At 63.5% G+C, this 21210-nt stretch carries 18 protein-coding genes; 9 read left to right on the top strand and 9 right to left on the bottom strand.

The window, feature by feature from the left end; all coding sequences use genetic code 11:
- Positions 1-14 precede the first annotated feature (14 nt).
- Together ACYU03_RS13350 and ACYU03_RS13345 are read left to right on the top strand one after the other, a co-directional pair.
- A complete protein-coding gene (locus tag ACYU03_RS13350; protein ID WP_461885036.1) occupies positions 15-932 on the top strand; it encodes a helix-turn-helix domain-containing protein in 918 nt (305 codons plus the stop codon).
- A gap of 165 nt (positions 933-1097) precedes the next feature.
- Positions 1098-3017 carry a DEAD/DEAH box helicase gene (locus ACYU03_RS13345; protein WP_461885035.1) on the top strand — a complete coding sequence of 640 codons (1920 nt, stop codon included), beginning with the start codon at positions 1098-1100 and terminating at the stop codon, positions 3015-3017.
- A 93-nt stretch (positions 3018-3110) separates the two neighbouring features.
- On the opposite strand, the gene ACYU03_RS13340 is transcribed toward ACYU03_RS13345, so the two are convergent.
- Positions 3111-4502: an aldehyde dehydrogenase family protein gene (locus tag ACYU03_RS13340; RefSeq protein WP_461885034.1), complete on the bottom strand. Its 1392-nt coding sequence runs from the start codon at positions 4500-4502 to the stop codon at positions 3111-3113.
- A gap of 104 nt (positions 4503-4606) precedes the next feature.
- Between ACYU03_RS13340 and ptrR the strand changes: the two genes are divergently transcribed.
- Positions 4607-5476: a putrescine utilization regulator PtrR gene (gene ptrR / locus ACYU03_RS13335; RefSeq protein WP_461891459.1), complete on the top strand. Its 870-nt coding sequence runs from the start codon at positions 4607-4609 to the stop codon at positions 5474-5476.
- 64 nt (positions 5477-5540) lie between these two features.
- Here ptrR and ltrA read toward each other — a convergent pair whose 3' ends face one another.
- Positions 5541-7247 carry a group II intron reverse transcriptase/maturase gene (gene ltrA, locus ACYU03_RS13330; RefSeq protein ID WP_461885033.1) on the bottom strand — a complete coding sequence of 569 codons (1707 nt, stop codon included), beginning with the start codon at positions 7245-7247 and terminating at the stop codon, positions 5541-5543.
- A gap of 1209 nt (positions 7248-8456) precedes the next feature.
- Here ltrA and ACYU03_RS13325 point away from each other — a divergent pair.
- Positions 8457-9203 (top strand): phytanoyl-CoA dioxygenase family protein, encoded by a 747-nt coding sequence (locus ACYU03_RS13325; protein WP_461885032.1) that lies wholly within the window; start codon positions 8457-8459, stop codon positions 9201-9203.
- Between the two features lie 244 nt (positions 9204-9447).
- The gene (locus ACYU03_RS13320; protein ID WP_461885031.1) at positions 9448-9966 is read left to right on the top strand and encodes an acyloxyacyl hydrolase; all 519 of its coding nucleotides are present in this window, start codon (positions 9448-9450) and stop codon (positions 9964-9966) included.
- Between the two features lie 66 nt (positions 9967-10032).
- Here ACYU03_RS13320 and ACYU03_RS13315 read toward each other — a convergent pair whose 3' ends face one another.
- Positions 10033-10923 (bottom strand): universal stress protein, encoded by an 891-nt coding sequence (locus ACYU03_RS13315; RefSeq protein ID WP_461885030.1) that lies wholly within the window; start codon positions 10921-10923, stop codon positions 10033-10035.
- Positions 10924-11001: 78 nt separating this feature from the next.
- Complete coding sequence (locus ACYU03_RS13310; protein WP_461885029.1) at positions 11002-11589, bottom strand: nucleotidyltransferase family protein; 588 nt, start codon at positions 11587-11589, stop codon at positions 11002-11004.
- 249 nt (positions 11590-11838) lie between these two features.
- On the opposite strand from ACYU03_RS13310, the gene ACYU03_RS13305 reads away from it, so the two are divergent.
- Together ACYU03_RS13305 and ACYU03_RS13300 are read left to right on the top strand one after the other, a co-directional pair.
- Positions 11839-12318, top strand: a complete 480-nt coding sequence (locus ACYU03_RS13305; protein WP_461885028.1) for a (2Fe-2S)-binding protein — start codon at positions 11839-11841, stop codon at positions 12316-12318.
- A gap of 2 nt (positions 12319-12320) precedes the next feature.
- The gene (locus ACYU03_RS13300) at positions 12321-14483 is read left to right on the top strand and encodes a xanthine dehydrogenase family protein molybdopterin-binding subunit (protein ID WP_461885027.1); all 2163 of its coding nucleotides are present in this window, start codon (positions 12321-12323) and stop codon (positions 14481-14483) included.
- Positions 14484-14489: 6 nt separating this feature from the next.
- Here the strand turns inward: ACYU03_RS13300 and ACYU03_RS13295 are convergent, their stop codons facing one another.
- The 5 genes from ACYU03_RS13295 to ACYU03_RS13275 all read right to left on the bottom strand — a co-directional run bounded on the left by ACYU03_RS13295 (position 14490) and on the right by ACYU03_RS13275 (position 19260).
- Positions 14490-15629 carry an XdhC family protein gene (locus ACYU03_RS13295; protein WP_461885026.1) on the bottom strand — a complete coding sequence of 380 codons (1140 nt, stop codon included), beginning with the start codon at positions 15627-15629 and terminating at the stop codon, positions 14490-14492.
- Positions 15630-15735: 106 nt separating this feature from the next.
- Positions 15736-16668, bottom strand: a complete 933-nt coding sequence (locus ACYU03_RS13290; protein WP_461885025.1) for an AraC family transcriptional regulator — start codon at positions 16666-16668, stop codon at positions 15736-15738.
- A 158-nt stretch (positions 16669-16826) separates the two neighbouring features.
- Positions 16827-17084: a hypothetical protein gene (locus ACYU03_RS13285; protein WP_461885024.1), complete on the bottom strand. Its 258-nt coding sequence runs from the start codon at positions 17082-17084 to the stop codon at positions 16827-16829.
- A gap of 225 nt (positions 17085-17309) precedes the next feature.
- Positions 17310-18236 carry a LysR family transcriptional regulator gene (locus tag ACYU03_RS13280; RefSeq protein ID WP_461885023.1) on the bottom strand — a complete coding sequence of 309 codons (927 nt, stop codon included), beginning with the start codon at positions 18234-18236 and terminating at the stop codon, positions 17310-17312.
- 121 nt (positions 18237-18357) lie between these two features.
- Positions 18358-19260 carry a LysR family transcriptional regulator gene (locus ACYU03_RS13275; RefSeq protein WP_461885021.1) on the bottom strand — a complete coding sequence of 301 codons (903 nt, stop codon included), beginning with the start codon at positions 19258-19260 and terminating at the stop codon, positions 18358-18360.
- A gap of 128 nt (positions 19261-19388) precedes the next feature.
- On the opposite strand from ACYU03_RS13275, the gene ACYU03_RS13270 reads away from it, so the two are divergent.
- A complete protein-coding gene (locus tag ACYU03_RS13270; RefSeq protein ID WP_461885020.1) occupies positions 19389-20219 on the top strand; it encodes an oxidoreductase in 831 nt (276 codons plus the stop codon).
- Positions 20220-20357: 138 nt separating this feature from the next.
- Positions 20358-21149: a histidinol-phosphatase gene (hisN, locus tag ACYU03_RS13265; protein WP_461885019.1), complete on the top strand. Its 792-nt coding sequence runs from the start codon at positions 20358-20360 to the stop codon at positions 21147-21149.
- Positions 21150-21210 lie beyond the last annotated feature (61 nt).

The raw sequence follows: 21210 nt of genomic DNA, 5'->3' as shown, positions 1-21210 counted from the left end.
ATAAAGGATGGCGCGTGACAAGCTCCAACGCCTTGCAGGTTCAGGCTTATATCACTACCGACGTAACGGAACAGGTGCGTGCCACGCCGGGCTGGCAGCAGCAGTACCGGCAGATGTCGCCTGGGCATTTCAATGGCCAGCTACGCTGCCTCGGGCTCGATGGCGTGGAGGTCTACGAAGAGCGGCTGAACACTCGGGTCGAACAATTCTTCCGGGCGCCGAGCGGTTCGCTGGCGTTTTGCTTCGACCGCAGCGAAAACAGCCTTTATCTGCTCAACGAAGAAAGCCGCAACATCTGGATCACCCCGGAGAACTACCAGGAAGTGGCGGTGGTGTTCGACCAGGCCTTCCTGCAACGCCATGGCCTGGATGTGCAGCGCCTCGAAGGCTTGTTCATGGTGCCCTTGGGCAGTGTGCAAAACGCTCTGTTCGGCGGTTGGCTGAGCGCCACCCTGACGCGCATGGCCCAAAACGCCGAGGGCCTGGATGAACAGGCCCTCGGCGAGCAACTGCTGGACGACTGCCTGTTCATCCTCGACAACGCCTGCCAGCGCTTGCAAGGCGATGCCCTGGGGCGGCGCGGCGAAGAGCGGGCGATCATGCGGCGGGTCAGCGAATGGGCCGCCGACTCACCGGAAGAAACCCTCAACCTGATGGAACTGGCCCAGGTCGCCGGGGTGTCGCTGCGTCAGTTGCAACAAGCGTTCAAGGCCTTCACCGGCATGCCGCCAGCACATTGGTTGCGCCTGCGCCGGCTCAATGGCGCGCGGCGCGACCTGCTCCGGCAGGGGCCGGGAGAGGTGACCGTGGCCGAGGTGGCCATGCGCTGGTCGTTCTGGCACCTGGGGCGGTTTTCCGAGAGCTACCGGCAGTTGTTCAAGGAGTTGCCGAGCGAGACGCTCAAGCGCGGGCGAAGGTGTCGTCCTCGCTAACCGCTAACCCTCGATTGTTGATATGGTGCGCGCCCCATCGCGACACAAGGCCGCTCCCACAAGGGGCTTGCCGATACGTAAGGCCCTTGGGTCGCGATGGGCTAACGTAGCAGCCCCACCTAAAGGCACTCCAGCTTAAGTGAACAGCATTACCCCGAGGTCCCGATGTTTTATCTGCCGTTGACCGTTGAGCAGGCCGAGCGCTTGACCGATGCCCAGTCCCCGGGCGAACGGTCCTTGACCGATGCGACCACGCTTGAAGCCGCTGCGGTGCTGTTCATCCAGAACCTGCCGCGCCAGGTGCAGGGCAAGCCTTCGCCCGAGGCGTTGGAACGCCGGTTTGCCGAGGTGGTGGCGATCGCCGATGAGGTGGAGGCCGCGGCGCCGGGACGTTTCCAGGACCAGGTGGCCCAACGCTTCGAGATCGAGACGTTCGCGGCCGGGCTCGGGCTGCTCGGCGCCCATGGCATCGGTCTGCTGTTGGCCGACGTGCCGCTGCAAAGCAGCGAACTGCGCAATGCCGATGGCCATTGGAACCTGCAGTTTTCCAGCACGTACCAACAACGGGTCACACCGTTTCACCCGGTCGAGCTGCCTTCGCTGGGCTGCAGCCTGAACCTGAGCGATCAGCAGTACCGGCTTCTGCGCGAGTTCCAGGTGGGCATGGAAGAATCGGTGGCGGTGCAGGGCTTTGCCGGTACCGGCAAGACCTTCCTCATCCAGCAATTCGCCCGCCTGTTGCCTGCGCAACGGACCTTACTGCTGGCACTGACCGAAGGCCAATTGCGGGCGCTGCAGGCCAGGGTGGCCGGTGCTGGCCAGTTCACCGCCTGTACGTTCGGCCAACTGGCCGATGAGATCCTCAACCGCAACCTGACCAGCAACGGCTGGCGCCTGCGCGACCCGCACCGCACCCGGCGCTCGTGGCGTCCGCTGGAGACGGACGTGATCCGTTGGCTGGCGCTCCCTGACATCGGTCCGCTCACCGCCCGCGCCGTGGCCGGCCTGTGCCTGAAGGCCGTGCGCAGCTTCTGCTACAGCGCTGACACGCAACTGCAGGCGCATCACCTGCCACGGGTAGGGCTGGCGCCGGGCAGTCTCGATGAGCGCGTGCTGCTGGAAAAGGCCCGGCTGTACTGGCAGGAGCTGATCCGTCCCTCGGCACGGGAGATCCAGTTGCCGGTGCGCGACTATCACCGGGTCAAGCTGCTGTCACTGACCCGTGAAGTCATCGATGAGCGGTTCACCCACATCATCGTCGACGAGGCCCATGAGCTGTCCGCGCCGATGCTGGATATCCTCGACCGTAGCCCACAGTCAGTCCTCGCCCTGGGCGACGAGTTGCAAAACCTCCAAGGGCTCTCATCGCAGCATGGTTCGTTCATCCGCCAGCGCTACATCGACCATTCGGTGCGGGCCGGCCAGGCCATGGAAACGGTGCTCAATCCCTTGATCCAGGCACACCCCGCCGCCATCAGGGCAGCGTTCAGCGGCGCCGCCGAGCACTACACGCGGGTGAGCTACTACGACGGGATCAAGGTGCCAGAGCAGCCCACCATCCTGATCGTCGAGGATGAATGGGGCTTGTTCGGCTGGTTCCAGCGCCTGAGCCACCAAGGTGTGCCGTTCGTGCTGCTCAAGGGCGCGCGCCAAGACTTCGAACTCTTCGTCGAGGACTGTATCGAGCTGTACCGGCACGGTACGCGGCCGCGTCACAACATGCTGTTCCGCCATGCCAGTTGGCAGGCGCTGGAGCAGGCCATGGGCGATGACAAGGCATTCGTCGCCGTGGCCAACATGCTGCGCAAGGGCTACACCTCGGCGCATTTCGCCCAGGCCAAGAGCCGTTACCGCTGGACCAAGGAGCCGAAGTTGTTCCTTGGACGGGTCAGGGATGTGAAGAACATGGAGTTCTCCCGGGTCATGGTGTCGCCAGAGCTGATGGTGGCGCCTGCGCCGGGGCAGGGCCGCAATGAGCTGGCCAGGTTGCTGGCAGGGCTTTACACCGCATGCTCGCGGGCGCGGCATGAGCTGATCGTGCCGGGGGACATGCTCGATTGGGTCAAGGACAGGACGCGCAATTAGCCCCGGCCCTGGGCTGCATACCTCAGTTCCTATGGCCGACGCTGTCCAGCGTCGGCCGCAGGAATTAAGGTAGGCAGGCGTCGAGCGAGAACCTCAGTTGCGATCCAGCCATACCGTCTGCACGTTGCAGAACTCCCGCACGCCGAAGTGCGACAGCTCGCGGCCAAAGCCACTCTTCTTCACACCGCCGAACGCCACGCGGGGGTCGGAGGCGCAGTAGCCGTTGATGAAGACGGCGCCGGTGTCGAGGGCCTCGGTCATGCGCTCGGCCAGGGCGGCGTCGGCGGTGTAGAGGGTCGAGGCCAGGCCGAAATCGCTGTCGTTGGCCAGCGCCACGGCGTGGTCGGCGTCACGGGCGCTGATGATCGCGGCCACCGGGCCGAACAGCTCCTGCTGGAACGCCGTCATGTCGCGGGTCACGCCAGCCAGTACGGTCGGCTCATAGAAGTTGCCCACGCCTTCGGCTTTCTTGCCGCCCAGCAGCAGGGTAGCGCCTTCGGCCAAGGTCGCCTGGACCTGGCCATCGAGTTCGTCACGCAGGTCGAAACGCGCCATCGGGCCGATGTAGGTGTCGTCCTGCAGCGGGTTGCCGACCTTCAGTTGTCGGGTGGCTTCGACGAACTTGCGGGTGAACTCGTCGATGACGCTGTCCTCGACGATCAGGCGCTTGGCCGCGGCGCAGACCTGGCCAGTGTTCTGGTAACGGCCGATGACCGCCGCCTTGACCGCCGCGTCCATGTCCGCATCCGCGAGGACGATGAACGGATCGGAACCGCCCAGCTCCAGCACGCATTTCTTCAGGGCGGCACCGGCTTGGGCACCGATGGCCATACCGGCACGCACGCTCCCGGTCAGGGTCACGGCGGCGATGCGCGGGTCGTTGATGGCGCGGGTGACGCCTTCGGGAGCGACGTTGATCACTTCGAACACGCCTTGCGGCAGGCCGGCTTGCTTGAAAGCCTCCTGCAGCAGGTAGGCGCTGCCCATCACGTTCGGTGCATGCTTGAGCACGTAGGTGTTGCCGGCGATCAGGGCCGGAACGGCGCCGCGCAGCACTTGCCAGATCGGGAAGTTCCACGGCATGACGGCAAGGATCGGGCCCATCGGGCGGTACTCGATGCGCGCCTTGTCGTTCTCCACCATCGTTGGCTCAGAGGCGAGCATGGCCGGGCCGTGCTCGGCATACCACTGGCAGAGGTTGACGCACTTGGCGACTTCGCCACGGGCCTGGGCGATCGGCTTGCCCATCTCACGGGTGATCATCTCGGCCAGGGCTTCGCTGTTGGCGGCCAGGGCGTTGGCCAGGGCCAGCAGGTATTCGCTGCGCTGGGCCAGGGGTTGGCGGCGCCAGTGGGCGAAGCCGCGCTTGGCGCGCTCAAGCGCGGCGTCCAGGGCGGCATCGCTGTCGAAGGCGTAGTGGCCGATCTGTTCGCCGCTGTAAGGGTCGACGGAGATGGCGTGGCTCAGGGGGCTGATCTCAGGCATGGCTGGGTTCCTGTTGTTGTTCGAAGTGCTGCCAGCATAGGGGCCTGTGTCTTTATTAAAAACTGAATAATAATGATCGAAACATTCACGAATGGAGAATGACCGTGGACTTGGTGCAACTGGAAATCTTCAAGGCCGTGGCCGAGCAGGGCAGCATCAGCGCCGCGGCCCAGCACATCCATCGGGTGCCCTCGAACCTGACCACGCGGATCAAACAGCTGGAGCAGGACCTGGGCGTCGAGTTGTTCATCCGCGAAAAGCACCGCCTGCGCCTGTCACCCGCCGGCTGGAACTTTCTCGAGTACACCCGGCGCATTCTCGACCTGGTGCACGAGGCGCGCTTGACCGTGGCCGGTGAAGACCCCCAGGGCACCTTCGCCCTCGGCTCGCTGGAGAGCACGGCGGCGGTGCGCATCCCGGCCTTGCTGGCCGCCTACAACCAGCGCTACCCCAAGGTCGATCTGGACCTGTCCACCGGGCCCTCGGGGACCATGCTCGAAGGTGTGTTGGCCGGTCGTCTGGTGGCTGCTTTCGTCGATGGGCCGCTGCTGCACCCGACCCTGGAAGGCATGCCGGTGTTCGAGGAAGAGATGGTCATCATCGCGCCGCTCAAGCACGCCCCGGTCACTCGCGCCAAGGATGTCAATGGCCAGAGCATCTACGCCTTCCGCGCCAACTGCTCGTACCGCCATCACTTCGAGAACTGGTTCGTTCAGGACAAGGCCGTGCCGGGCAAGATCCACGAGATGGAGTCCTACCATGGCATGCTCGCCTGCGTCAGCGCGGGCGCGGGCCTGGCGCTGATGCCGCGGAGCATGCTCGACAGCATGCCGGGTTGCAGCACCGTCAGCGTGTGGCCGCTATCGGAGGATTTTCGTTACCTCAAGACCTGGCTGGTATGGCGCCGGGGCACTGTCTCGCGCAGCCTGAGCATGTTCGTCAAGCTGCTGGAGGAACGCAGGGCAGTCGGGTAGGGAGGAGCCATTCCTGACCCCTCCCCCCCTAAGAACCGTACGTGCACCTTTCAGCGCATACGGCTCAAGCCTTTACGAAGCTCCCATGGGGAGCCGGTTTGCTCACGTGCAGACCACGCGTGTGGAGCTGGCTGTGACAGTTGGGGTGCAAGAGTACCCGATTGCCCAATTCATCGCCACCGCCCGAAGCGCGGTGAATGATGTGGTGGTCATGCCACCCTGTTTCCCTGGTTATCGGTTGCTTACACAGCAGACACAGTCCATTTTGACTGGCGAAGAGGCTGTTGATTTGTTTCCGGTACTTGAGCTTGCTCAGCATCCGGTCCATCCGCAGTTTCTCGCCTTGAGCCTCCATGGTGGGATCGTAGGGGTTATAGTCCCCACTCACCTTCCTGTGCCGTTCGATCGGAGTACTCGCGAGCGAGTACAACTCGACCTCCCTTTTACCTCCAGCTTCGTCTACTACCGTGGTGGCAAACACCCAGCTCCTGTCGCCTGAGGTCCGGAAATATTTCTTCCTTACCCAGTCGAGGGACTTGTTGGGGTGTCGCCTTTTCGCCCAACGCCAGAGTTTGATAAACACTCTGTGGTCCATTCGGCTGTACGCCTGTTTCGCGACAACTGGTTGGTGGTACAGCGCCCAGCCCCTCAGTTTCGGGTTGAGCAGTCGGATCAGATCCTCCTGCTTGACCGTCTTGTGAGAGTCAATCGCCTCTCTGATCTTGCTGTAGAACGCTTTGACGTTCTTCTTGCTCGGCTTGATCAGTAACGTTCCGTCGTACTTCCGGAAATTCCATCCAAGAAAGTCGAAGCCTTCGTCGATGTGGGCGATACGCGTTTTCTTGAGTGACAGCCGCAGCCCACGCGTTGCGAGGAACTGCTCTACCCAAGGTTTAACTTCGTTTTCCAGAACCTCCGGAGAGGCCCCTGTGATTACGAAGTCATCGGCGTATCGCACCACGTTCACCTTCAGCTTCTTCGCCCTTGTCACTCCTAGGTGCTGCTTAAGGAGTCTTTCCAGACCATCCAGTGCCAGATTCGCTAACACGGGGGAGATAATTCCCCCTTGTGGCGTACCTGCGTCCGTTGCGTGTAGCTGCCCCTTGTGGATAACTCCAGCTTTTAACCACTGCCGGAGAATCCGTGCATCCGTGGGGGCGTTCCTTAATAGCCATTCGTGGTTGATGTTGTCGAAGAATCCCTCGATGTCCGCGTCTAATACCCAGCAGGCCGAAGCCCGCTTGGATAGGCACAAGAACAATTGCGCCATCGCATCCGCCGTACAGCGTTCGATCCTGAAGCCGTAGCTGTTCGGATCTCCTCGGGTTTCAGCGATGGGAGACAGGGCCAGCATGTACAGCGCTTGCATGGCTCTGTCCGTCATGGTCGGTATTCCCAGTGGGCGTTCCCGTCCGTCCGACTTCGGGATGTAGACTCGCCGTAGTGGCCGAGCCTCGTATCCCCGCGTCTTCAACTGACCAACCGCAATCCATTTTGCGTTGGGTGTATCCCAGAGTTGCTTATCGACTCCCGCCGTGCGGCTCCCCTGATTTTCCGTGACTCTCCGTACAGCCAGGTATCTGGCCGACTTCGAGCGGGTGAGCATCCGTTGCAGAGATTTGACTCTGCGCCATTTGCCTTCCCGACAAGCCTTCGCAATTCGCATCTGCATTCCCCGGACATTCCGGTGGACTCGGCGCCAATCGACGTCGTGCCACTGTTGCGGAGTGCCGGAAAGCGCAGACTCACCTTGCTGGCTGAGCTCTTTCATGCTGCTTTCCTCTCAAAGTGAAACCACCCGAGCGGAAGGCGCACGTACCCCCTGAGGGGTGCATGCACCCCGTCAGGGTAGGATTATCAAGGGCCAATGGAGCTAGGCCCTGAGGTTAATGAGACGGTCTCAGTCAGAGTTATTGCGACGAAAGACCACGCAGAAGTCTGCCCGGTTTCCCGTGAGGTGATGTTTCAACCTCTATCCAGAATATTACGGTCTGGCATTCGCTTTCTCTGCGATCCCATACCCGCATAACTAACAGTGTTCCTTACGGTCCACCTGCCCTGAGGGCAGATATACGGGCTTACCACGTTCCCTGTCTGTCACACGACTGGGTTAGGCCCCGCCTTTTCACCGGAGGTTATGATGGCGACGTATCCCCACATCCCACAGGGATATCCAACCTCGTACCATTTTGGTTCATGCCTAACAGCAGCTTTGGCATGGTTATCCTTACGGTGTTTATCAGCGATTCACTTGTGTTGGCCGTACCAGCCAGCCTAGCGCCTCAACCCGGTACTGCTCCGAGTCTCTGCATTCTTCCTCGCGGGAGAGATGCACCCATATGGGGGCTACGTTGTCTGACGGGCTTCACACACCACCGTTGTCAGTGATGCATGCCGTCGTAGGCTACCGTTGGTCGCACAACGAGTCCGCTACTGCTCCATAGAGGCGGCAGTTGGACAATGACAGACAGAGCTTTCGCTCATGTCTCCTGGAAGACCGAACCAAGACAGCAAGATAGCCGTTGGTCGGAAAGTTGATGCCTCCTGGTTCAAAATGAGCAGGAGGAGACCCCTGCGGGGGTCAGATCCCCCGCTTGGGTTGGTATGTAGAGGGCTCTCCAAAACCGGATGTTGCTGGTTTTGCGGTCGTGCTACCGAGAGCTGAACGACCTTGGGTTTTGCCATCCGCCGCAGCGGTAAGTTCTTGAAGGCAATGAACTTCTGGGCTGGTTTTGTTTCTTGGGGATGGATACCCAAGTATTCGATTTCCTCCCGGAAATCCCATCAAGCTGACCATACAGCTTGGTGGAGGAGACACGCTACGCGTGTCGCACGGGGAGGTGGATAATAGGGCGACCAGTCCTTGATGAAGGAGCGGCCCCATGCACGATTCATCCAAGGTGGAGGCCTGCATTGGTGTTGAATAGCAGATTTCCGATAAGAGTACATCTGTACTCCTGTCGCGGCCAGGTGCCCTGCCATGAACCTTGACGCGCACCTGCAGGCGTTGCAGGACGAAGGATTCGTGTTGATTACCAGCGTGCTGGACAGCGCGCAGATCGCGCTGTTGCGCCAGGCTATCGATGCGCTGCGGCCCATCCACTGGGATTACCAAGGCCTGCTTGAACACTACAAGTGCGTGTTCAACCGGGACCCGCTGTGGTTGCCGTTTCTCGACCTGCCGCCGCTGATCGCGCTGGCCGAAGCGGCCTTGGGCGATGACTGCCACATCATCGGCCAGACGGCCTGGCGCAGCCATCCTGGCTATCCGGGCATGGGGCTGCATCTGGACTATCTGCCCATGGCGCTGCCGGCGTGGGTCTGGGCCCGACCAGGATTCAGCCTGCCCCTGCAAGTGTTCACCGCGCAGCTGTACCTCACAGATATCGACGAAGCCGTCGGACCTACCTGGATAGTACCCGGCAGCCATCGTGCCGGGCGTGCGCCGGAGGCGGATGAAAGCGGTTGGCAAGGGCAGGCCGCACGACCTGTGCTGTGCCAGGCGGGGGACGCCCTGGTGTTTCGCAGCGATGTCTGGCATGCCGGTGGCGCCAACATCAGTCCGGACCGGGTACGCGACATGCTCCAGGTGCATTACGGGCGGCGCATGGTGGCGCAGAAGTTCTCGCCATACCTGTACTGGCGGTTCAACCCTCGGGTACTGGAGGCCGCAACTCCGCGTCAGCGCCGGTTACTGGGGGAACATGGGGAGGCGGAGTACGACTAGGGGCGCACGGCCGCAGTGCGGCGATTTTTCCTACGCACTTCACACTTTTGTATTAGCCATTAGTACCAAATGACTTCCAACTTTTTGAGTAACTGATTGATAATCCGGGGACTATTACGACTTGTAAACTGGCCGGTTTCGCCAGCGTCAACAAGCTGAAAACGAGAGGCCCAAGCCTCCAGTGCCAACAGGCCAGCGCCTTGTGCGCTGGCCTGTCCGTGAAGACATCAGGAGATTGTCATTGATGAAAACCCGTCTCGCTGTTTCGTTGGCTGCTGTCCTGGCCTTTGCCGGAGCCAACGTCGCTCAGGCCGCGCAAGTCTCCGGCGCCATTGGCGCCACCGGCCAAGGTGATATGACCTATCGCATCGGCCTGTCCTTCGACTGGGACAAGAAGTGGTTCGAAAGCAGCACCGGCCACCTGGGGGGCTACTGGGACGCTGCCTACACTTACTGGGAAGGCGGTGAGGCCAGCGGCGCCCACTCGCTGTCGTTCAGCCCGGTCTTCGTCTACGAGTTCAGTGGCTTCACCTACACCCCCTTCATCGAGGCCGGTATTGGCCTGGCGGCGTTCTCCAAGACTGACGTCGGTGACCAGCGCCTGGGCTCCTCGCTCAACTTCGAAGACCGCCTGGGCTTTGGCCTGAAGTTGCCGGGCGAGCAGAAAGTCGGCTTGCGCGCCATCCACTACTCCAACGCCGGCCTCAAGCAGCCTAACGACGGCATCGAGTCGTACTCGCTGTTCTACAGCAAGAGCTTCTGACCGCCTGGCCTCCGGGTGTAGGGAGCCTGGCTCCCTGCACCCACGCTAAATGCCTTTTGCACTCGTTCAGAGCACCCCCTTGATCGCCAGCACATTGCACAGCGGATGTTCCAGCACATGTTCCGTGGTGCTGCCGAGGAAGGCCTGCATCGCATCGTGCCGGTGGTTACCCATGACGATCACATCGGTGCGGCTGTGGCTGACGAAGTCGGCGATGGCCCGGGTCGCGGTGCCTTCGAGGAAGTGCCGTCGTTCAAGTGCGATCTCATAATGATCGCCCAAGCGATTGAAAGCCTTGCGTTTTGCTGTTCGCACACTCTCATTGAAGCCCGGCATGGTGACCGTGCCAGCACCGAAGTCGGAGATGTGGGTCTGCGCCGCATCGCAGACATGCAATAGATGCAGTTCGCCGTTGCATTGCAGGGCCAGGGCATGGGCCGTGCGGATCACCTGTTCGTCCAGGCTTTCACCGTGGCCGGCAGCGATGAGGTCGACGGCAGCGGCGATCTGGCGCGGCAACGGGCAGCGGATCTCGCTGACCAAGTGCACAGCGACCGGACTGTCCTTGAGCAACTGCCAGTCCAGTGGCGTGACCAACAGGCGCTTGAGCACCGGCTCGTGTTGCACATCCTTGATCAGGAGGTCGCAGCCCAGCCGCTCGACTTGCTGCAATACTGCCGCGAGCGGGTCACGGGTCACCAGCAGGTCAGTGGACACGTCCAGGCCGTTGTTGCGCAGTTGCTCGCTTTCGTCGGCCAGCCACTGGCGATTGTCGCTCAGCAGCCGCTCGCGTTCGCGTGGGTCGCTCATCAGGCCAAAGGTGTCGACATCATCGACGCAAACATTGATATCCAGCAGCGCGCCACTGGACTCGGCCAGCGCGGCCGCCCGTTGCAGGGCGGGTGTATGGCGCATCTGTGGGCCGAGCATGACGAACAATCGTTGGAACTGGCTCATCTCACACCTCCACGTGCGGCAGCCCCCCGTTCGTGCCTGTCAATGGTCACCGGCGCCGCACGGCGCCGGTGTCCTCCTTCAGTCTAGTCTGGGTTGGGCGCAAGGCAGGTCGGCGGGGTGGTCGATGTCCATGAGGATGCCGGGATCGTCGACCTCTACGCGGTGAACCGCCTCGTGGTGCCGTTGCAGGACGGTGCGCGCGCCGCTGTCGCCCTCCAGCTGGCACAGCTGCGGCCAGAAGGCGCGGCCGAACACTACCGGATGCCCCATCCGGCCCTGGTGGCTGGGCAGGCAGATGCGCCCGGCAGCGCTGCGGGCGAGCAAGGCATCGAGGGTGCCAGGCTGGATGAAGGGCATATCGGCGAGGAAGATCGCCACGGCCTCGGCTTGTGAGGCCAGGGCAAGCTGCTCGACACCTGCGGCAATGCTATGGCCCATCCCCAGGCGGGTACTGGCGCCCTGGACGACCCGCACCCCGGGCGGCAGTTGCAGCCATGCCTCATCGGGCCGCAGCACCAGCCAGACCTCATTCAGCCGCGCGCAGGGCAGGGCAAGGCTGGCCTCCAGCAGGCGCTGGCCGTTGTCCAGGCGCTGCTGGCGCTTGTCGCTGCCAAAGCGCTGGCTGTAGCCGGCGGCCAGTACCAATGCGGCGACTTCACAGGGCATCTGGAGGCTCCTTGGCCTTGGGGATCGCAGCCAAGCCTACCGGAGCCGTGCCAAGCGATCATTAAGTTTGCCTTCATGGCGCTTGCAGGCATTCAAGGTTTCCTGTGCTCGCTGCAGTTACTACGCTTGCAGGAATCTATTGTCCAGGCAACTGACCTGGACGCCCGCCAAGAACACGGCGCCCGAGCGCCGGCATGACGTGATAGCCAACCGATAACAGGTCCGTCCGCGGACCGCGAGGAGATTGCCATGGTCCACAGGCTGATGATCAACGGCCGCGAGCATCAGGTGGATGTCGAGGACGACACCCCGCTGCTCTGGGTACTGCGTGACGTGCTGGGCATGACCGGCACCAAGTTTGGTTGCGGCATGGCCCTGTGCGGGGCTTGCACCGTGCATATGAACGGTAGCGCCATCCGTTCTTGCATGATGCCGGTCAGCGCCCTGGCGGGGGCGCAGATCACTACTATCGAAGGCATCGGCGAAACCGAGGTCGGCAAGCGTGTCCAGGCTGCCTGGCTCGCCCATGAGGTGGTGCAGTGCGGTTATTGCCAGCCGGGGCAGATCATGTCGGCCACGGCCCTGCTGGCCAGCAACGCGAAACCGGATGACAACGCTATCGACAGTGCCATGAGCGGCAATATCTGCCGCTGCGGCACCTATGTGCGCATCCGCGAGGCGATCAAGAGCGCCGCCGGCCATGCCCCGGCGCAACAGGCGGAGGCATGACCATGACCCTTCCTGAAACCATCCCGAGCCTCAGCCGGCGGGGCTTTCTCAAGGCCAGCGCCGCAGTGGGCGGTGGCCTGCTGATCAGTTTCGCCTTGCCCATGACAATGCGTGGCGCCCAGGCCGAGGAGGGGAGCTTCAACCCCAATGCCTACGTGCGTATCGACCGTGAGGGGCGGATCTTCCTGACCATCCAGCCGGTGGAGATGGGCCAGGGCACCTACACCTCGATGCCGGCGCTGATCGCCGAAGAACTCGAGGTCGGCCTCGATCAAGTGACCATCGAACATGCGCCGGCCGACGACAAGCGTTACGCCAACCCCATGCTCGGCTTCCAGGTCACGGGCGGCTCGACTTCGGTGCCGGGCAACTGGAAACCCCTGCGCGAGGCGGGCGCCGCTGCGCGCATCCTGCTGATCGGCGCTGCGGCGCAGCAGTGGAACGTCGACCCCGCGAGCTGCAAGGCCGAACAAGGCAAGGTCGTGCACACGGGGAGCGGCCGCGAGCTCGGCTACGGTGAACTGGTGGACGCCGCCGCCGGCCTGCCGTTGCCGGAGTCTATCGCGCTCAAGGACCCCAAGGACTTCAAGTTGATCGGTACCCCGGCCCGGCGTACCGATTCGCCGGTCAAGGTCAATGGCTCGGCGGTGTTCGGCATCGACGTCCACCCCGAGGGGATGAAGATCGCAGCCGTGATGCTCTGCCCGGTGGTCGGCGGCACCCTTGCCTCGGTCGATCCGGCACCGGCCATGGCGGTTAAGGGCGTGCATCAGGTGCTGCGCACCGACAACTCGGTGGCGGTGGTGGCCGACCACACGGGAGCGGCCCGCAAGGGGTTGGCGGCATTGCAACCGGAATGGGACGGGGGCGCCAATGCCGGGCTGTCCAGCGCCCAGATGCTCGAAGCCATCCAGAAAGCCTCCGAGCAACCCGGGCTCCAGGTGCGGGCCGAAGGCGACGTCGAGGCAGCCATGGCCAAGGCCGCCAGGAAGGTCGAGGTCGTGTATCAGGTGCCGTGGCTCGCCCACGCCTGCCTGGAGCCGGTCAACTGCACGGTGCATGTGCGCAAGGATGCCTGCGAGTTGTGGCTGGGGATCCAGGTCCCGGCACGGGCCAAGGCGGTGGCGGCCCAGCTCACCGGCCTGCCGGAGGATGCCGTGGTCGTGCACAACCACTTGATCGGTGGCGGTTTCGGTCGACGCCTGGAAGTGGATTTCGTCAGCGACTCGGTGAAGCTGGCCAAGCAGGTCGACTACCCGCTCAAGGTCATCTGGTCGCGTGAAGAAGATACCCGCCATAGCACCTTGCGGCCGTTCCACTACAACCACCTCAGCGCCGGTCTGGACGAGCAGGGCAGGCCCGTGGCCTGGACCCACAAGGTCACCGGTGGCTCGATCCTGGCGCGCTGGGCGCCGGCGGCCTTCATCAATGGCATTGACCGCGATGCCGCGCGCGATGCCTGTGGCCCCTATGCCTTCCCCAACCTCAGCGTGCACTACGTGCGCCATGATCCTCCGGCGGGAATATTGCCGGCCTTCTGGCGAGGTGTCGGGCATACCCAGAACGCGTTCATGGTCGAAGGCTTGATGGACGAGCTGGCGCACTTGAGTGGCAGCGATCCCTTCGAATACCGCTACCCCTTGCTGCAGGATCATCCGCGCGCGCTGAAAGTGCTGGAAATGCTCAAGGACAAGTCCGACTGGGATTCGCCGCTACCAGCCGGCCAGGGGCGCGGATTGGCCCTTACCTACTGCTTCAGTACCTATGCGGCGCAGGTGGCGCAGGTCAGCGTCGATGCCGCCGGCAACGTCAAGGTCGAGCGCATCACCACCGTGGTCGACTGCGGCATCGCCATCAACCCCGACAGCGTGGTCGCGCAGATCCAGGGCGGCACGCTGTTCGGGCTGACGGCGGCGCTGTTCGGCAATATCACCTTCAAGGAAGGCCGGGTCGAACAGGGCAATTTCGATACCTACAGGTTGTTGCGCCTGAACGAGACGCCGCAGATCGATACCTTCCGGATCGACAGTGGCGAGTCGCCGGGGGGCTTGGGCGAGGTGTCGACCGTGACGGTGGCGCCAGCGGTGGTCAATGCACTGTTCGCGGCGACCGGCAAGCGCTTGCGCAGCCTGCCGATCGACCCCGAGGCCTTGCGCCAGGCCTGACGCCGCTCAGCCGCGCAATGCGGGCAGCGCCTCATGGATGGGGGCGTTGCGCTGCTTGAGCGGGCGGCCGTCGCGGCCATTGAAGTAGCCGGTGATCTCCGCCAGCACCGACAGCGCCACGGCTTCCGGTGCCTCGGCGCCGATGTCCAGGCCCATGGGGTAGTGCAGGCGCTGTAGGGCATCGGCAGGCGCGGCGATCTCGGCCAACAGCCGTTCAGTGCGGTCCCGCGGGCCTAGCTGGCCGATATAGGCGCTGCGGTGGCGCAGTGCCTGGGCCAGCCAGTGGCGGTCCTGGCTCAGGCTATGACTCATCACCACCACCGCCGCGCCGTCGAGCAACGCCTCCAGCGAGGAGGGCTGCGCCAGGTCCAGGTGCAGCACTTGGTCTGCCTCGGGAAAGCGCTCTGGGCGGGCGAAATGGCGGCGCGCATCGATCACGCTGACCAACCACCCTTGTTGCGCCGCCATGCGCGCCAGCGGCTGGGCATCGTGACCGGCGCCGAACAACACCAGGCGGCGCGGTGGTGCCAGGTACTCGAACAGCACTTCGCAGGCTTGCCCACGCAGTTGGTAGTGCTGGGACGCAGAGCGGCGCTGGGCGAGGATGGTGTGCAGGTCACTGTCCAGCTGTTCCGCCAAGGCCACTGGAAGGCCAGGTGGCAGGTCGACTCCGCGTGGGTCAAGGCCGGCCCGCTGGCCGAGGCCGAAGCCGTCCAACTGGCCGTCGATCACCGTGGCCAGCACAGCCGCTGAGCGGGTGCTGCGGACGTGCTGCAACAACTGCGCAGGCAAGTATGGTTCGCCTGTGCGCACGCGCTCCAGCAGGATCTGCACAGTGCCATTGCACCCCAGCCCGAACGCCAGGGCTTCTTCCTCGTCGGCGTCCCCGTCCTTGATGCCGGTACGGTAGGTGCGCACCACCGGTTGCCCGGACTCGGTCAGCCACCAGGCGCGGCGCGCCAGCTCCCCCTCCAGGCAACCGCCACTGACGGTGCCCACGGTACCGCCATGACGGGCGATCAGCATGCGCGCGCCGGGGCGCCGATAGGCCGAGCCCTGGACCTTGACCACCGTCGCCATCACCCCTTCCTCAGCGTCGCGGGCCAGGGTCTCCAGAGCCGCCAGTAACCTGCAGATCTCGCTCATCTTTATGGTTTTCCGCTTGTGCAGATAAAGCTTGATTATTCACCAGGAATGGCCGGGCATTGGCCAAGCATCCTTGCAAGGGCTTTTAAGGCCGACTTCATATTGCTCAGGCGAGGCTGCGCAGGCGCGCCCGGTCCTTGAGCGGCGAGGCGCCGAATAACCGGCTGTATTCGCGGCTGAACTGGGAAGGGCTTTCATAGCCGACCTGGTATGCCGCGCTGGCCACGTCGATGGGCTGGCTCAGCAGCAAGCGGCGGGCTTCCTGCAGGCGCAGTTGCTTTTGGTACTGCAGCGGGCTCATGGCGGTGATGGCTTTGAAGCGGTGGTGCAGGGTCGAGACACCGAGGTTCACCCGCTGGGCCAGGGCCTCGATGCGCAAGGGCTCGACATAGTGGTGATTGAGCCACTCGATGGCGCGGGTGACCCGGTAGGCCTGGCTGTCGACCACGGCGATTTCATAGAGGCGTTGGCCCTGTTGCCCGCGCAGCAGGCGGTAGAAGATTTCACGCAAGGCCATGGGGGCGAGCGGGGAGATATCGTCGGGGTTGTCGAGCAGTTGCAGCAAGCGCAACAAGGCATCGAGCAATGAGCCGTCGACCTGGCCCAGGTACAGGCCGCGCCCGGCGTCCTGGCTGGGTACGCCAATCGGGCTGCTGTCGGCGATCAGTTGACTGATCTGGGCCGGGTCGATGTCAATGCGCGCACACAGATAGGGCACCGACGGCGAGGCCTGGATGACCCGACCGGCGAGCGGCAGGGTGACCGAGACCACCAAATAGTTGAGCGGGTCGTAGACATAGCGCTCACCGTGCAGATGCACCTCCTTGCGGCCTTGCACCAGCACACACAGCGCGGGCTTGTGCACACTGTGCAGTGTCTCGGTCGGGGTGTCGCTGCGAATCAGGCTGAGCGCTTCGATGGCCGTGCAGTGGACGCCGCAAGCCGGGGCGTAACGTTGGATGATCGCGGCAATCTCGGCACGGCGCGGGGCAAGGAGGTCGTCAGAGAACTGGGCTGTGTTCAGGTTGGATCCGGACATGGCGGGCTACCCCAGGAACATCGACAGAGGCAGCGTAGACCATCGAGTATGGCGTGGTCTGCAAGCAGGGCAGCCCGGACGACAAAAGGCCCGGTGTCTGCCGCCGGCTGATGTATTGCCAGTGCCGGCCCAATCGCTGCGATTGGGCCGTTACAGGATTATCCGCGGATCTTGTTGGCCAGGCGGTCCGAACCGCCTTCGGCGATGCGCTGGAAGCCTGGGGTACGGTCTGAACCACCTTCGGCAATACGCTGGAAGCCCGGGGTGCGGTCTGAACCGTCCTCGGCGACAACAGGTTGCTGGCTGCTGCGGGCTTCGCTGAGCAGAGGTTGTTCCTGACGGCTGTGGGCGGCGAAGACATTGGCGCTGAAGGCAATCAGGGTGGCGCTCAGGATGACGGACTTGATCGATTTCATGGCGGCGACTCCAGTTGGCTGAGTGAAGTGCGGGTTGCGCAGCCAGTAGAAGTTCGCTGCTGACCCGTTGCAGAGGGAGACATCCCTTGCTGCATGGGTACAGATTAATTTTCCGTATCGATTGGCGTTATCTGATAAATGCCGGTGTTTTGCCTGATCCTGCCGCGGGTGGTGACCGCTGCGGACCTTGATCATAGTTTTCGTGGCGCAGGCCTCAGCAGTCCACTAGATCAGGAGCTCTTCCCCCTGTGGCCCCCAGCTTTTTTCTTCACGCAGAAAATCGATCAACGCCCGCAGCTTGGCAGGCACCCGTCGCCGGTCCGGGTAATACAGCTGCAGGCCCGGGAACGACGGGCTCCACTCTTCCAGCAGGCGTACCAGGCGGCCCTGCTGGAGAAAAGGCTCGATGTAGCCGTTGATCATGTAGGCGATACCCAGGCCATCGAGCGCTGAACGGACAAGGATCTCCGAGTCGTTGACAGTCAACCGCCCGTGCAACTGCAACTCGAACTGCTCTTCGCCCTGGGCGAAGGCCCAGCGTTCGATCTGCCCGGTGCTGCTGTGGCGGAAGCCGATGCAGTCATGCTCCAGCAACGCGCGCGGGTGCCCTGGGCGGCCATGCACCGCCAGGTAGTCCGGCGAGGCGATGACCTGGGCTTGCAGTGCGGGCCCGACCGTCAGCGCGACCATGTCCTTGTCCACGGGCGCGCCAAAGCGGATACCGGCATCGAAACCCTGGGCGACGATGTCCACCAACTGGTTCTCGACCCGGATCTCCAGGCTGATTTCCGGGTAGCTGGCAAGGAACCGGCGCAGGATGGGCTGCAGCACGATGAGGTAGGCCGCACGCGGTACGTTCAGACGCAGCAGGCCGCTGGGATGCTCGGCTTCACGGCCCAGCTCGCGGGAAGCGCTGGTCAGTTGCTCCAGTGCGGGCTGCACACGTTCGAGGAAGCGTTCGCCGATCTCGGTCAGCGCGACACTGCGGGTGGTGCGGTTGAACAATACCAAGCCCAGGCGTTGCTCCAGGCTGCGAATGCTCTGGCTTACCGCCGAGGGTGAGATGCCGAGCCTGACGGCGGCGGTAGAGAATCCCTTCTCCTCGGCAACGGCGAGGAACGTCACCAGGCCGTCGAGGTGGTCTTGACGCATGAGAGAAATCTCCACATCCAGGTGGCCCGGCCAAGCGCCGTGCCTCTTGTAAGTAAAAACTGGCCCCCGGCCAAGTGCTAGCACCAGGTGCAGCGGGGCCGTCGGTAGCTGTAACCAAGCATTACAAAGAAGCATCCCGCTGGCTGCGGGCGAATTCGATGAAGGCCTTGAGCGCGGCGGGCACCTGGCGGCGGCTCGGGTAGTACAGGTGCAGCCCCGGATAGAAGTAGCACCAGTCGGCCAGCACTTGCTGCAGTCGCCCGCTGGCCAGGTGATCCTTGACCATGTCCTCGAACACATAGGCCAGGCCCACGCCTTCCAGGGCCGGCCCGAGCATCAGGCCGACCTCGCCGAGCACCAGTGGCCCTTGTACATCCACCTCCAGGCGCATGCCTGCGCGTTCGAACTCCCAACGGTACAAGGCACCGCTGGGAAAGCGGTGGCCAAGGCAGGGCAGTTGGCGCAGGTCCTTGGGGTGCTGTGGCACAGGGTAGCGCTCGAAGAAGGCCGGCGAGCCGACCACTACCGAGCGCATATAAGGGCCGATGGGCAGTGACACCATGTCGGCCTGCAGGCGCTCGCCCAGGCGTACGCCGGCATCGAAACCCGCGCCGACCATGTCCACCAGGGCATCGTCGCTGACGATTTCCAGGCGCACGTCCGGGTAGGCGGCGAGAAAGCGGTTGGCCAGCGGCAACAGCGCCAGTTCGGCGGCGACGCGTCCAGCGGTGATGCGCAGGTTGCCGGAGGGCGTGTCGCGAAAGCTGTTGAGGTCTTCCAGGGCATCGGCGATGTCGCGAAACGCCGGCTGCAATCGCTGGTACAGGCGCTCGCCGGCCTCGGTAAGCGCCACGCTGCGGGTGGTGCGGTTGAACAGGCGCACGTCCAGGCGGTTCTCCAGGGCACGCAGGGCGTGGCTCAGGGCTGAGGGCGTGAGGCCCAGCTCAACGGCGGCGCGACTGAAGTTAAGGTGCCGGGCGATACACAGGAAAAGGGACAGGTCGGCAGTACTGGGTGATTTCATTGCTGAACAATCCTCACAGCCTCATGCAAGATTATTGGGATTATCACAAGAATCCCGGAGTTTTACAGTGGCCTCAACTCATCGAGAAGGCCCTGCATGGTGCAGGGTCCGATACAGGAGGAGTTGACATGCGTACTTGGCTCATCACTGGCGCTTCCCGTGGTTTTGGCACCCTGATCGCACAACAGGCCTTGCAGGCCGGCGACGCGGTCATCGCCACCGCCCGCAAGCCTGAAGACATCGAGGCCCGCCTGGGCCAGCACCCGAACCTGCTGGCCGTGCGCCTCGACGTCACCCGAGAGGACGAGGCCCTCCAAGCGGTGTCCGCCGGCATCAAACGTTTCGGCCGTATCGATGTCCTGGTCAACAACGCCGGTTTCGGCGTGCTCGGCGCAGTCGAAGAGACCAGCGCCAGCGAGACCGAGCGGCTGTTCGCCACCAACGTCTTCGGCCTGCTCAACGTGACCCGTGCTGTATTGCCGCACATGCGCCGCCAGCGCAGCGGGCATGTGATCAACATTTCCTCGCTGGGCGGCTACCAATCCTACATGGGCTGGGGCGTATACGGGTCGACCAAGTTCGCCGTCGAAGGCATCAGCGAAGCGATGCATCAGGAGTTGTCGCCACTGGGCGTCAAGGTGACGGTCGTCGAGCCGGGCTTCTTCCGCACCGACTTCCTCGACGAGCAGTCGCTGGTCAAGACCGCCCTCGAACTGCCTGACTACGCTAGCACCGTTGGGGTCATGCGCGGCTTCGCCGAGGCGGCCAACCATGCCCAACCCGGCAACCCGGTGAAACTGGCCGAGGCCCTGATGACCCTGGCCAACGCCAGTAACCCACCGCTGCGCCTGGCGCTGGGCAGCGATGCCGTGGCCCGTATCGAAGCCAAGCATGGCTTCGTCGAACAGGAACTGGCGCAATGGCGTGAACTGTCGCTGTCCACTGACTTCCCCCAGTGAGCTGAGCGCACAGAGCCCACGACCCTGGACCGGGGTCGTGGGTGTTTGGCATTTAAAGAAGACGGCCACCAGGTTGATCTTCCTGACGCCCGACTCGGGTATGATGCGGGCCCCTTTCCCAGAGCGAGGCCTTTGCCCATGTCCCTGACCCGCGAGCAGATCGGCGAGTACCGCACCTTCGCCGAGCAACTGGCCGATGCCGCGGCCACCGCTATCGAGCCTTACTTCCGTGCCAGCCTGGATGTCGAGGACAAGGGCGGGCGCCTCTACGATCCGGTGACCGTCGCCGACAAGGCTGCCGAACAAGCCATGCGCGCGCTGATCCAGGCCCGTTATCCGGAACACGGCATTCTCGGCGAAGAACAGGGGGTGGCCACCGGCAGCAGCCCGTTGACCTGGGTGCTGGACCCGATCGATGGCACCCGCGCCTTCATCACCGGCCTGCCGCTGTGGGGCACGCTGATCGCCTTGAACGACGGCACCCGCCCGGTGCTTGGCGTCATGAACCAGCCGTTCACTGGCGAGCGCTTCATCGGTACGCCGGAAGGCGCCTGGCGCAGCGGCACGCCACTCAAGACCCGGGCCTGTGCAGACCTGGCCTCGGCCACCCTGATGTGCACCACGCCGGATATGTTCGATACCCCGCAGCGCAAGGCGGCGTTCGAATCGGTGGCCGGCCAGGCGCGGTTGATGCGCTATGGCGGTGACTGCTATGCCTACTGCATGCTGGCGTCCGGGTTTGTCGATGTGATCGTCGAAGCCAGCCTGCAGCCTTATGACGTGCAGGCGCTGATCCCGATCATCGAAGGGGCAGGGGGAGTGATCACATCCTGGGATGGCGGTACTGCACAGAACGGCGGTGCCGTGGTGGCGTGCGGCGACCCGGCGTTGCATGCGCAGGTGCTGGCGCTGTTGCGCCACGCGGCCTGACGCTTTGCTGCTGGCAGTCGGGGGCTAGGGCGCAGCCCCTCGTCTGAAGAGTGCACGCTCG

It is taken from the genome of Pseudomonas sp. X10 (genome assembly GCF_054889225.1).
Note: the sequence above shows the minus strand (reverse complement) of the source record. Positions and strands in the feature narration are given on the sequence as shown.